The organism is Bacillus sp. JAS24-2 (assembly GCF_008274905.1).
In the GTDB taxonomy this organism is placed as follows: Bacteria; Bacillota; Bacilli; order Bacillales; family Bacillaceae_G; genus Bacillus_A; species Bacillus_A cereus.
On record NZ_CP031068.1, the window covers coordinates 1,260,613 to 1,273,337 of the forward strand.

Consider the following 12,725-nt stretch of genomic DNA (forward strand, 5'->3'; position numbering starts at 1 on the left):
TTAAGAAGGAAATCGACCAAAAAGGAGATAAAAAAATGACTACATTTGCAACAGAATGGGAAAAGCAATTAGAGCTATACCCAGAAGAGTACCGAAAAGCATACCGCCGAGTGAAAAGGGCGAGTGAAATTTTATTACGTGAACCAGAGCCGCAAGTAGGGTTAACGCCGAAAGAGGTTATTTGGACGAAGAATAAGACGAAGCTTTATCGCTACATTCCAAAACAAGAAAAAACACAAAGAGTTCCAATTCTGTTAATATATGCTCTTATTAATAAACCATATATTATGGATTTAACTCCTGGAAATAGTTTAGTGGAATATCTAGTGGATCGTGGTTTTGATGTGTATATGCTTGATTGGGGCACATTTGGTTTAGAAGATAGTCATTTGAAATTTGATGATTTTGTGTTTGATTATATTGCAAAAGCAGTAAAAAAAGTAATGCGAACTGCAAAATCGGACGAGATTTCTTTACTTGGTTATTGCATGGGTGGAACGCTAACTTCTATTTATGCAGCACTTCATCCGCACATGCCAATTCGTAATTTAATTTTCATGACAAGTCCTTTTGATTTCTCTGAAACAGGATTGTATGGCCCTTTATTAGATGAGAAATACTTCAATTTAGATAAAGCGGTTGATACATTTGGAAATATTCCGCCAGAAATGATTGATTTCGGAAACAAAATGTTAAAGCCAATTACGAACTTTGTTGGTCCATATGTTGCTTTAGTAGATCGTTCAGAGAATGAGCGCTTCGTCGAAAGCTGGAGATTGGTTCAAAAGTGGGTTGGTGATGGTATTCCGTTCCCAGGTGAATCATACAGACAGTGGATTCGTGATTTTTATCAAAATAATAAGTTGGTTAAGGGTGAACTCGTTATTCGCGGACAAAAGGTAGACCTTGCAAATATTAAGGCGAATGTCTTAAATATTTCCGGGAAACGTGATCATATCGCTTTGCCATGTCAAGTAGAAGCATTACTAGACCATATTTCTAGCACAGATAAACAATATGTATGTTTACCAACAGGGCATATGTCTATCGTTTACGGTGGAACAGCTGTAAAACAAACATATCCGACGATTGGAAATTGGCTTGAAGAGCGTTCTAATTAAAAATAAAAAAATCCAACTAGCCTATGTTAGTTGGATTTTTTTATGAAAAATAACAAAACATAGAAAGGAGAAATTTATATTTTAGGAGTATAATTATGAAACTTATGATGGGTAAGTTGTTTTGGAATACAGGAGTTTCTGTACCTTGTTATCCACTGTTAGAAAATGATATGATATGTGATGTGCTCGTAGTTGGAAGCGGCGAAGCCGGTGCTCATATAGCGCATTCGTTAGCGAAAATTGGCATGAGTGTTACACTTATTGAAAAAAGAGCAATTGCGTGTGGTAGCACAGCTGCTAATACAGGTTTACTACAATTTCTTCATGATAAATCGTTAACCTCTCTTATCCATACATTTGGTAAAGAAAAAGGGGTACGAGCATATAAGCTTTGTTATGAAGCGCTAAGAACAATGGAAGAGGTTATACCGACTCTTGATATTAATCCCCATTTTATTCCGCGAAATAGTTTATATTATGCAAGTAAAAGTGAGGATGTCTCATTTTTACAAGAGGAATATAATACGTTACAGAATTATGGATTTCCAGTTGAATATTTTACAGAAGCTGATATTAAGAAACGTTATTCTTTTGCAAAACAAGCAGCGTTATATACGCAAGGTGATGCTGAGGTGAATCCGTATTTACTAGCGTATAGTTTTTTGCATAAAGCAAACCAAATGGGAGCTAATATATATGAACATACAGAGGCAATACATATAAAAAAATGCAAAAATGATTTAATATGTTACACGAAAACAGGAAATCAAATTGTAGCAAAGAATATTATTATGGCGACAGGTTATGAAGCGCTTTTTGGAAAGAAAGAAAAAAATACAACAGTAGACACCTCTTATGCAATTGTAACAAATGAAATAGATCAATTTGAAGGCTGGCATGAGCGATCGTTAATTTGGGAAACGGCACGGCCCTACTTATATTTTCGAACGTATCGAAACCGCATTATTGTAGGCGGATTAGATGAAGCGCTACAAATTCAAACAATTGGTGATACGAAATTATTGCATAAGCGTGATATCCTTATTAATATTGTAAAAGAGATGTTCCCGCAGTATAAAAATATACAGGCAGACTACTATTGGGCAGCCGCATTTGGTGGTACTCATGATGGTCTCCCCATTTTAAAAGAAGACGAAAAGATACATAATTTGTTTTATGCATTGCCGTATGGAGGTAATGGAACTGTATATGGAATGGTCTTTGCCAAATTATTTGAGCAGTTATTTACAAATAAAGAAAGTAAAGATTTTTCTTTATTTAATCGATAGAAAAAAGGTAGCGAAGTGATGGAATGAGAGACATAAAAAAGTTTTTACAAAAATTACGTCCTGTACAACTCATCGTTTTGTTTTATTTATTAGCGGTAGTTGTATCGGTGATATTGCTTAGTTTCCCGTTTGTTACGAAGCCTGGTGTGAAATGGACATTTATAGATGCGCTTTTTACATCGGTTAGTGCGGTAAGTGTTACGGGACTGTCTGTTATTACGATTTCAGATACGTTTACTACAGCAGGAATTATTGTTTTAGCCCTTATTTTACAATTAGGCGGCTTAGGAATTATGGCGCTTGGGACATTTGTTTGGATCATTACGGGGAAAAAGATTGGTTTGCAAAGAAGAAGATTAATTATGGCAGACCATAATCAAGGAAATTTATCGGGTCTCGTAGAATTGATGCGTTCTATTTTAATTGTAATTATTTCAATAGAACTTATTGGAGCAATCTTATTGGGGACAAGATTTTTACTTTACTTTCCGACTTGGCAAGAAGCTTATTTTCACGGTTTCTTTGCAGCTGTTAGTGCGACTACGAACGGCGGATTTGATTTAACAGGACAATCATTAATTCCGTATAAAAAAGATTATATTGTTCAAATGATTCATATGTTACTAATTATTTTAGGAGCGATTGGTTTCCCTGTGCTAATGGAAGTGAAACAATTCCTTAGTAAAAGGAGACAACAATTATTCCGTTTTTCATTATTTACAAAATTGACGACAACAACATTTTTTGCACTCGTTGTTGTTGGTACAATTATGATTTTTTTACTGGAGAGAAATCATTTTTTAGTAGGAAAGTCATGGCATGAAACTGTATTTTATACATTATTCCAATCTGTGACGACGCGAAGTGGTGGACTTGCAACAATGGATATACGTGAATTATCACAACCGACGCTTTTATTTATGAGTATATTAATGTTTATAGGGGCATCTCCAAGTTCGGTTGGGGGCGGAATACGTACAACTACATTTGCTGTTAGTATATTGTCACTATACACCTTTGCAAGGGGCGGTAGAACAGTTAGAGTCTTCAAACGTCAGCTACATGAAGAGGATGTACTGAAAGCATCTGTCGTTATGACGATGGGGATTTTGTTATGTGCTACTGCGCTATTCATTTTATCTATTACGGAAAATGTACCGCTTATGAGCTTAATTGTTGAAGTTTGTTCTGCTTTCGGAACGACGGGACTATCAACAGGTGTCACGCCTGATTTAACAACTGTTGGGAAACTTGTACTTATTGTGCTTATGTTTATCGGACGCGTTGGTATTTTAACATTTATTTTAGCTAGTGGTGGAAGGGAACAACCACCTCGCTATAAATACCCGAAAGAGCGGATTATTATTGGATAGTATGAAACCATTCTACCTACGTTAGGTAGAATGGTTTTTTAGTCGTTAATTCCAAATTGTGGATGCATGAAAGCTTCATCTTTATTATCCGCTTCGTTTTTTAGCAACTCTTGATTTTCTTCTGAAATCCACCCAATATCATTTGTAGGATGGATCCACTCATCGCCAGCCATAATGGCAGGATCTACTTCATCACTCCAATTGTTAAGCGGACTGTTCTCGGAATTATATTTACTGTCTCCAATTACAACATTATATTGATTCACAAAAGGTTGTTGCATCGTTTTTCCTGTTCCTTTAAAAGATGGAAAATTCATTTGATGCGGGAGCGTTTCGTCTAAAATGGGTGATTGAATCTTTTCTTTTTTCTTCAAAATTATCGCTCCTTTTTATAATGATTTCTTCATATGTAGTATTTCCATCTAACGCCTCTTATGTACTTGTTAACACTTGCCAGTAATAATTATTTTAAGTTGTTTCAAACTAGAGTAGAAAGTGATTTCTTGAGAGCAGGTGAATGTATTGGTAAAAAGAAAAGTGAAACAAAATGCGGCAATCAATAATAATAAAACTCCGAAAGAAAGCTTACCAGATGCAGAATTTGCATTAGAGTATGAAGGAGAAAATAGCGCAAAGTATGCGAATCGTAATTCAAAAAAAGGGAAACAAAAATGAGGCGTTTTTTACAAACGCCTCATTTTTTTGTGGGATTATAAAGGTTTTTTTAATTATTTGTAAATTTAGTGTTTTCTATTAGCAGAAAAATGCGAAAAAACATAGAAGTAGCAACGTATTACACAAAAACAAACAACAAACAAAAGATTAATGTTGGTTTAATACTGCTTTTACACTAGTTGTTTATATTTGAGTTGTACATAAGATTTGTAAAAGGAGAGAGAAACAGTGAAAAAAACAATCTTTAAAGCTGTAGCGACTGGAATGGTATTTTCGTTATTAATGGGGTGTGGTACAAAGAAGGAAGAAAGTGCTGGAGCGAAAGTGAAAGATGACAAATTATCTGGATCATTAACTGTTTACACAGCAATTGAAGAAGAGCTTGTACCAATTTATCTTGATTCCTTTAAAAAGAAATATCCTGATGTGAAATTGAACATTGTACGTGATTCAACAGGAGTTATTACTGCGAAATTGCTAGCTGAAGGGAAAAATACACAAGCAGATGTTGTATGGGGAACTGCGGCATCAAGTCTATTAGCTTTAGATAAAAAAGATATGTTAAAAGGATACTCTCCAAAAGGAGCAGATCGTGTTCTTCCACAATTTAAAGATGATAAGCAACCTGAAAAATGGGTAGGAAATACTGCATTTATGACGGGGATTGCTGTAAATAAAGAAGAGTTAAAGAAGAAAAATTTACCGATGCCAGAATCATATGAAGATTTAACGAAACCAGAGTATAAAGGAACACTTGTTATGCCACATCCAGCATCATCTGGAACAGGATTTTTAACAGTTTCTGCATGGCTACAAATCATGGGTGAAGATAAAGGCTGGGATTACATGAAGAAACTTCATGATAATATGGCAAGTTATACGCATTCAGGATCAAAACCAGCGAAATTAGCAGGAGCGGGTGAATATCCAGTTGGCGTATCAATGGTTTATAGTGCTTTGAAAGAGAAACAAAAAGGTGCACCAGTTGAAGTTGTATTGCCGAAAGAAGGATTAGGTTGGGAAGTAGAAGCGAACGCACTTATTAAAAAAGATAATGCAAAAAATGAAAAATTAGCGCAAGCATTTTTAGATTGGGCGATTACTGATGATGTAATGAAGTTATACTTCGAGAAAAATGGATTTGCGACAATTAAAAATGATTATAAACTTCCAGATGGATTCCCTAAAGATGTAACAGAAAAGTTATACAAAAAGAATGACTTTAAGTGGGCAGCAGAAAATCGTGACAAAATTTTAGAAAAATGGGAAAAAGAGTTTGGCCAAAAAGCAGAACCGAAAAAGTAAGTGAGTGGGAGAGAGAAAAAATGAGCGAATATTTATCAATTCAACACATTCAAAAACAGTTTGATGCATTTACAGCGTTAAAAGATATTTCTTTTACTGTGAACAAAAATGAGTTTGTATGTTTATTAGGCCCAAGTGGTTGTGGGAAAACGACATTGCTTCGAATTTTAGCAGGGCTAGAAGAGGCAACAACAGGTAGTATAGCTGTGAATGGAAAAGATATTACAGCATTACCTCCTGGAAAGAGAAACTTCGGAATGGTGTTTCAATCGTATGCATTATTTCCGAATTTAACAGCACTTGAAAATATTGAATACGGCTTAAAGACAAAAAAATATGGAAAAGTAGAAGTAAAAGAGAAAGCGCTAGAGGCGTTAAAACTTGTAGATTTGCTGAATGTAAAAGATAAATATCCTGCTCAAATGTCTGGTGGACAACAGCAGCGAGTGGCACTTGCACGTGCGCTCGCTCTGTCTCCAGATATTTTGTTACTCGATGAGCCGTTATCTGCTTTAGATGCAAAAGTACGTGAAAAGTTACGTAGAGAAATGCGTGATTTGCAAGAGAAAGTAGGAGTAACAACTATTATGGTCACGCATGATCAAGAAGAGGCATTAACGATGGCTGATAAAATTGTTGTAATGAATCATGCGGAAATTATGCAGATTGGAACACCAGAGGAGATTTATCAAAGACCGGCCAATCCGTTTGTGGCAGATTTTATTGGTTCTATTAATTTCTTTTCGAAAAATAACGAAGAGCATGCAATTCGTCCTGAACATGTAACAATTGTACAAAAGGACGGTATTAAAACAGTTGTGGAAAGTATGGAATTTCGTGGATCTGTATATCGAACGGAAGTGCGAGTCGTAGAAGAAAACACACACCTTTATAATGAGAAAATTGTAGTGGATATATTAGCATCAGAAGTAGAAGTAGCTGATATTAGAAAAGGAAAGCCGATTCAAATCTCTTTCTCAGAAAATCATATGTTGTCATATGGAAAGAAGGTCATTGTATAGATGGAGATGTTAGAAAACTACAAGGTAGAAAGTGCGAAAAAAAAGATTAAGAGAAGTATAGGGAAAGAGGAATGGATCCAAAGGCTTGTAATTATCGGTATGATTCTTTCCTTCCTTGTCATACTTGTATTACCACTATTACAACTATTTACACAAGCTTTTTATAATAAAGATGGAGTTTTCATTGGTTTAGCGAATTTCAGTAAATATTTTACAACACCAACTTTAGTTCAGTCTTTACAAAATACGGTATGGATTTCGGGCGCAACAACAATTATTTCAGTTTCAATTGCATTCGTTTACGCATATGCAATTGCCCGTACGAATGTTTTTGGAAAGCGTGTATTTCAGTATGTAGCGTTATTACCATTGTTTGCACCAACGATGATGCACGGTATAGCACTTACATATTTATTTGGTAATCAAGGGCTAGTAACGAAAGGAATGTTTGGGTTATTTGAAGGTATACAAATCCCTTTATATGGACCAGTAGGAATTGTAATAGCTGAAGTTATGTATACATTTCCGCAAGCCTTTCTCATATTACTAATTGCCTTTCAAGGATCCGATTATCGTTTATATGAAGCTTCTAATATGCTAGGGGCGAGTAAAACAAAACAATTTTTCACGGTTACTTTACCTAGTGTAAAGTACGGATTAATTAGTGCAATGTTTGTTGTGTTTACACTTAGTTTCACTGATTTTGGGGCACCAAAAATTGTTGGTGGACAATATAATGTGCTTGCTACTGACGTATACAAACAAGTAATTGGACAGCAAAATATGTCGATGGGTGCAACAGTTGGAATGATTTTATTAATCCCAGCTATATTCGCATTTGCAGTTGATCGTATTACGCAAAGAAAGCAGGCGAATTTCTTATCTTCAAAAGCAGTACCATACAGAATAATAGCTAATAAGAAAAGAGATGTCATCTCATTCATATACTGTAGTGTGATTACATTTATGATCATTCTGTTATTTGTGGCAGTTGGTATTGCTGCAAGTGTGAAAGTATGGCCATATAATATGAGTTTTACATTTGAGCATTTTAATTTTTCGAGTTTAACAGGAGATGGACTTGAAGCATTTAAAAATAGCGTAATTGTTTCAGCAGTTACAGCAGTTATTGGGGCGATTTTAACATTTGTATTTGCATATGCAATTGAGAAAATAGACCAGCTACAATTCTTCCGAAAAACAGGTTACTTTTTCTCTATCGTTCCTTTAGCCATACCAGGTTTAGTACTCGGATTAGGATATGTCTTTTTCTTTAGTCAACCAACGATTCAAATTTTGGGACTATCAGTAACGAACCCGTTTCATTCTTTATACGGAACAATCGCTGTGTTAGTACTAGTAAATATCATTCATTTTTATTCTGTAACATTTGTCACGGCAACGACTGCTTTAAAGAAATTAGATCGAGAGTTTGAGCTTGTTTCGCAGTCGATGGGTATTCCGTTTTATAAAACATTCTTTAGAGTAACGGTACCAATGTGTTTACCAGCAATTTTAGAAATGGTAATGTACTACTTCGTAAATTCAATGGTAACTGTATCGGCAGTTGTATTCCTATATGCAGCTGATTTTAAACTAGCTGCCGTATCAATCGTAAATATGGATGATGCAGGAAATGTGGCGCCAGCAGCTGCAATGAGTGTGCTTATTGTTGTTACAAATATTGTAGTAAGAGTTGTATATGAATGGGGAACGAAAGCACTTCGTAACCGAACTTCACAATGGCAAAAAAGATAAGTAAGAAAGGTGATGGACAGAATGAAAATTGAAGCAGTTATTTTTGATTGGGCAGGGACAACAGTTGATTATGGATGTTTTGCACCACTAGAAGTATTCATGGAGATTTTTCATAAACGGGGTGTAGCAATTACAGCAGAAGAAGCTCGTAAGCCAATGGGGTTATTAAAAATAGATCATGTAAGGGCACTTACTGAGATGCCTCGTATTGCGAGTGAGTGGAATCGTGTTTTCCGACAATTACCAACAGAAGCAGACATTCAGGAGATGTATGAAGAATTTGAAGAGATTCTCTTCGCTATTTTACCGCGCTATGCTTCGCCGATTAATGGAGTAAAAGAAGTGATTGCTTCTTTACGTGAAAGAGGAATTAAAATTGGTTCAACGACTGGTTATACGAGAGAAATGATGGATATTGTAGCAAAGGAAGCAGCGTTACAAGGATATAAACCTGATTTTCTTGTTACGCCAGATGATGTTCCAGCAGGCCGTCCATATCCATGGATGTGCTATAAAAATGCAATGGAACTTGGTGTGTATCCGATGAACCATATGATAAAAGTTGGGGACACAGTATCAGATATGAAAGAAGGTAGAAATGCTGGAATGTGGACAGTTGGTGTAATTCTTGGCAGTAGCGAGCTCGGTTTAACGGAAGAAGAAGTGGAGAATATGGATTCGGTAGAACTTCGTGAAAAAATAGAAGTAGTTCGCAATCGTTTCGTTGAAAATGGGGCGCACTTTACGATAGAAACGATGCAGGAACTCGAAAGCGTAATGGAACATATCGAGAAACAAGAACTTATTATTTCATAAAAGGGGAATAGGATCATGACTGAAAATCACTACTTATTATTAACACCAGGACCATTAACGACAACAAAATCAGTAAAAGAAGTTATGCTATACGATTGGTGTACGTGGGATGATGAATATAATACGATGGTGCAAGAAGTAAGAGCTAAACTTGTATCGTTAGCGACGAAGGAAGAAGAGAAATATACAACAGTGTTAATGCAAGGAAGCGGTACGTTTTCAGTTGAAGCAGTAATTGGTTCTGTTATTCCGGCAAATGGGAAGATTCTCGTTTGTACAAATGGTGCGTACGGTAAGCGCATTGTGCAAATGGCAGAGATGTTACAGATTGATGTAGTGGTCAGTCAAACAGAAGAGTGGGAACCTACTAATATTGTAGAAGTAGAGAAGTTATTGCAAGAAGATAAAGAGATTACGCATATTGCAGTTGTTCATTGCGAAACGACGACAGGCATTATAAATCCAATTGTAGATGTATGTAAATTAGGAAAACAGTATGGAAAGGTTACAATTGTTGATGCGATGAGTAGTTTCGGCGGGATTGAAATAGACATTGCTGATTTACAAATTGATTTTTTAATTAGTAGTGCGAATAAGTGTATTCAAGGGGTTCCTGGATTCGGATTTGTAATCGCAAAACGTGATGAATTATTGAAGTGTAAAGGGCAAGGACGCTCTTTATCTCTTGATTTATATGATCAATGGGAAACGATGGAAAAACAAAATGGGAAATGGCGTTTTACTTCACCTACACATGTTGTACATGCTTTTTATCAAGCACTACTTGAACTAGAAAAAGAGGGAGGAGTAAGAGCGCGTTACAATCGATATTACAACAATCAAAAACTACTAGTAAATAGAATGGGAGAAATCGGATTTAAGCCACTAGTAGATGAGGAATACCAATCTCCTATTATTACATCTTTCATTTATCCAAAAGAGGGATTCGAGTTTCAACAGTTATATAACGAATTAAAGCGTTATGGATTTGTTATTTACCCTGGGAAAATTTCGAAAGTAGATACGTTCCGCATTGGAAATATCGGTGATGTACATGAACAAGATATTAATCGCTTAGTTGATAGTATTGCTAAAGGAGCTGTTATTGGGTGAAAGTGTTTTGCTTAGGTGGAGCAGGTAAAATTTGTCGCGAAGCTATTTTGGATTTAGTTCAATTTTCATCTTTTGAGACAATTACAGTAGCTGATTTTAACGAGGTAGAGGGCCGTAAAGTAGTAGAATGGCTCAACGACCCTCGTGTTGATTTTGTAAAAGTAGATGTAACGGATCACGAGGATACGGTTGCAAAAATGATTGGTTATGACATTGTAATGGACGGTACGACGATAAAGTTAAACAGATTGTCGACCCGCTGTATTGCAGAAGCAGGATGTCACAGTGTGAACTTAAATGGATTTGGTGAAGAAAATGAATCGCATGCTATATTTGTTGAAAATGAAAAGATATGTTTACCTGGATTTGGCATGACGCCGGGTGTAACGCAAATGATGGCAATGCATGCAGCAAATCAATTGGATACTGTAGAGTCTGTCCGTGTAAGTCACGGTTCGTATCGTCCGATTGCTTTTTCTGCATCAATTACAGAGACAACGACATATGAATATGATCCATATTTACCATCGCGTACAGTGTATGAAGATGGTGAATTTAAGCAAGTACCTTCGTTTGCGCGTCCGAGAGAAATAGAATTGCCAGAGCCTTATGGTAAGGCAACGCAGTATATCATTCCGCATTCTGAAACGATTACGCTAGCAAAGGCATTAGAAAATAAAGGTGTCAAACTGATAGAGACGAGAGGAACTTGGCCACAGCAAAATATGCAACTTGTACGTGCTTTATATGATTACGGCATATTGCGTAATGATCAGATTGAAATAAACGGGAAAGAAATAGGCATTATGGATTGTATTTCACAGTATTTATTGCAATCGAAAGAAGGGCAAGAAACAGAGCTTTATGGTTATGCACTTCATGTAGAAGTAATAGGTATGAAAAATAATGAGAAGCAAAGACATGTGTTATATCATACACATCCGTTATCTGATGGTTCTGTTGTAGGATGGGAAAAATTAAGAGCGTATACGAGAAACGTCGGTATTCCATTTGGGATTGCTGCAGAGTTAATTGCAAATGGAAATGTAAATAGGGTGGGTGTTGTTACGCCTGAAGAAGCCTTTGAAAATCCACAATTGATTTTTGATGAGCTAGCAAAGCGCGGTATTCATATTCATGAAGAAGTTTCTACTTATAAAGAAAATTATAGCTTTGTATAAGTAAGGACGTTTATAAGGGAGATATAAATGAGGTGAAGCTATGTCTGTAGTAGGAGAAGAAAGAAAGCGAACCATTCTTGAAAAGGTAGAATTTAAAGGGAAAGTAAAGGTTTCAGAATTAGCGAGAGAATTTGCTGTATCAACAGAAACGATTCGTCGATATTTAGAAGAATTAGATCGTGAAAAGAAGCTGAAAAAAGTGTATGGTGGAGCTGTTCAACTTCCAGGCGCTGGAGTAGAGGCACCAATGTTAGAAAGAGAAATGCTACATATAGAAGAGAAGAAAAGAATTGGTTATAAAGCAGCGACATTTGTAGAAGACGGTGATGTCATTGCAATTGATGATGGAAGTACACCGCTTCAAATGGTTCCATACCTTGTTCATCGTAAAAACTTAACGATTGTAACAAGTTCATTTCCAGTCGCAACACAATTAATTTCTTCTATTAATAAAAAGATGTTTCACGGTGAAGTTTTGTTTATAGGTGGAAAAGTATCTCCAAAGCATTCGCGTGTATCAGGGTCTATTTCTCAGCAAGTCATACAGCAATTTCATTTTCATAAAGCGTTCGTTTCGATTGATGGGTTATTACCTAGTTTTGGAGTTTCCAGCTTTGAATTAGAGAAAGCGAAATTGTCAGAGGCGATGATGAAATTAGCTGAGAAAACATATATTTTATGTGATCATACGAAGGTAGGCGTGAAAGGGAATTATCGTATAGCAGCAATTTCGCGTATTCAACACGTAATTTGTGATAAAAAAATGCCATATAGCTTTGAAGAAGAACTTAAGAAGCATAATATTCAGTGGACAGTTTGTTAAATACAGTGAAAGCACATAAACTCCCGCCTAATTTTTAGGAGGGAGTTTTATTATCTGTAAATCGTAAAATAAAAGATTTGCAGTTATGCAAAAAGTGGACACATTTTCTCACCTCTTTCATATAATTTACCAATACAAAAAAAGTTGGTCGAAGGAAAGAAGGGAGAACATGTCAGAACGAATATATAATAAACTTGTATTGTACGCGAATATTTTGCAAAAAATCGGTGTCATCAATGAGAAGGAAAA

Annotated in this window: 12 protein-coding genes; 11 read left to right on the forward strand and 1 reads right to left on the reverse strand. The window is 35.9% G+C overall.

What is annotated here, in order from left to right; all coding sequences use genetic code 11:
- Window positions 1–35: 35 nt before the first annotated feature.
- From phaC to DN407_RS06540, 3 genes are all read left to right on the forward strand, one after another.
- Window positions 36–1,121, forward strand: a complete 1,086-nt coding sequence (gene phaC / locus DN407_RS06530; RefSeq protein ID WP_000206336.1) for a class III poly(R)-hydroxyalkanoic acid synthase subunit PhaC — start codon at window positions 36–38, stop codon at window positions 1,119–1,121.
- Between the two features lie 95 nt (window positions 1,122–1,216).
- Window positions 1,217–2,410: an NAD(P)/FAD-dependent oxidoreductase gene (locus DN407_RS06535; RefSeq protein WP_098581036.1), complete on the forward strand. Its 1,194-nt coding sequence runs from the start codon at window positions 1,217–1,219 to the stop codon at window positions 2,408–2,410.
- A 23-nt stretch (window positions 2,411–2,433) separates the two neighbouring features.
- On the forward strand, window positions 2,434–3,783 hold the full coding sequence (locus tag DN407_RS06540) for a TrkH family potassium uptake protein (RefSeq protein ID WP_098581037.1): 1,350 nt from the start codon (window positions 2,434–2,436) through the stop codon (window positions 3,781–3,783).
- Between the two features lie 38 nt (window positions 3,784–3,821).
- Here the strand turns inward: DN407_RS06540 and DN407_RS06545 are convergent, their stop codons facing one another.
- Window positions 3,822–4,157 (reverse strand): DUF3905 domain-containing protein, encoded by a 336-nt coding sequence (locus DN407_RS06545; RefSeq protein WP_000726027.1) that lies wholly within the window; start codon window positions 4,155–4,157, stop codon window positions 3,822–3,824.
- 148 nt (window positions 4,158–4,305) lie between these two features.
- Between DN407_RS06545 and DN407_RS31535 the strand changes: the two genes are divergently transcribed.
- The 8 genes from DN407_RS31535 (at window position 4,306) to DN407_RS06585 (ending at window position 12,476) form a co-directional block, all read left to right on the forward strand.
- On the forward strand, window positions 4,306–4,458 hold the full coding sequence (locus tag DN407_RS31535; protein ID WP_000240799.1) for a hypothetical protein: 153 nt from the start codon (window positions 4,306–4,308) through the stop codon (window positions 4,456–4,458).
- A 228-nt stretch (window positions 4,459–4,686) separates the two neighbouring features.
- On the forward strand, window positions 4,687–5,763 hold the full coding sequence (locus DN407_RS06555; protein ID WP_149216125.1) for a putative 2-aminoethylphosphonate ABC transporter substrate-binding protein: 1,077 nt from the start codon (window positions 4,687–4,689) through the stop codon (window positions 5,761–5,763).
- A gap of 20 nt (window positions 5,764–5,783) precedes the next feature.
- On the forward strand, window positions 5,784–6,785 hold the full coding sequence (locus tag DN407_RS06560; RefSeq protein WP_000006192.1) for a putative 2-aminoethylphosphonate ABC transporter ATP-binding protein: 1,002 nt from the start codon (window positions 5,784–5,786) through the stop codon (window positions 6,783–6,785).
- The gene (locus tag DN407_RS06565; RefSeq protein WP_000425518.1) at window positions 6,786–8,543 is read left to right on the forward strand and encodes a putative 2-aminoethylphosphonate ABC transporter permease subunit; all 1,758 of its coding nucleotides are present in this window, start codon (window positions 6,786–6,788) and stop codon (window positions 8,541–8,543) included. It begins immediately after the preceding gene.
- 21 nt (window positions 8,544–8,564) lie between these two features.
- On the forward strand, window positions 8,565–9,359 hold the full coding sequence (gene phnX, locus DN407_RS06570) for a phosphonoacetaldehyde hydrolase (RefSeq protein WP_000687366.1): 795 nt from the start codon (window positions 8,565–8,567) through the stop codon (window positions 9,357–9,359).
- A gap of 15 nt (window positions 9,360–9,374) precedes the next feature.
- Window positions 9,375–10,472 carry a 2-aminoethylphosphonate--pyruvate transaminase gene (gene phnW / locus DN407_RS06575; protein ID WP_000138230.1) on the forward strand — a complete coding sequence of 366 codons (1,098 nt, stop codon included), beginning with the start codon at window positions 9,375–9,377 and terminating at the stop codon, window positions 10,470–10,472.
- On the forward strand, window positions 10,469–11,653 hold the full coding sequence (locus DN407_RS06580) for a saccharopine dehydrogenase family protein (protein WP_149216126.1): 1,185 nt from the start codon (window positions 10,469–10,471) through the stop codon (window positions 11,651–11,653). The genes phnW and DN407_RS06580 overlap by 4 nt, the downstream gene beginning before the upstream one ends.
- Window positions 11,654–11,693: 40 nt before the next feature.
- The gene (locus tag DN407_RS06585; protein WP_000117667.1) at window positions 11,694–12,476 is read left to right on the forward strand and encodes a DeoR/GlpR family DNA-binding transcription regulator; all 783 of its coding nucleotides are present in this window, start codon (window positions 11,694–11,696) and stop codon (window positions 12,474–12,476) included.
- Window positions 12,477–12,725: the final 249 nt, after the last annotated feature.

Bases quoted from the DNA above. Each gene is read 5' to 3' on its own strand.
- DN407_RS06585 (WP_000117667.1), top strand. From the start codon at position 11,694: ATGTCTGTAGTAGGAGAAGAAAGAAAGCGAACCATTCTTGAAAAGGTA.
- DN407_RS06560 (WP_000006192.1), top strand. From the start codon at position 5,784: ATGAGCGAATATTTATCAATTCAACACATTCAAAAACAGTTTGATGCA.
- phnW (WP_000138230.1), top strand. From the start codon at position 9,375: ATGACTGAAAATCACTACTTATTATTAACACCAGGACCATTAACGACA.
- DN407_RS06535 (WP_098581036.1), top strand. From the start codon at position 1,217: ATGAAACTTATGATGGGTAAGTTGTTTTGGAATACAGGAGTTTCTGTA.
- DN407_RS06540 (WP_098581037.1), top strand. From the start codon at position 2,434: ATGAGAGACATAAAAAAGTTTTTACAAAAATTACGTCCTGTACAACTC.
- phaC (WP_000206336.1), top strand. From the start codon at position 36: ATGACTACATTTGCAACAGAATGGGAAAAGCAATTAGAGCTATACCCA.
- phnX (WP_000687366.1), top strand. From the start codon at position 8,565: ATGAAAATTGAAGCAGTTATTTTTGATTGGGCAGGGACAACAGTTGAT.
- DN407_RS06565 (WP_000425518.1), top strand. From the start codon at position 6,786: ATGGAGATGTTAGAAAACTACAAGGTAGAAAGTGCGAAAAAAAAGATT.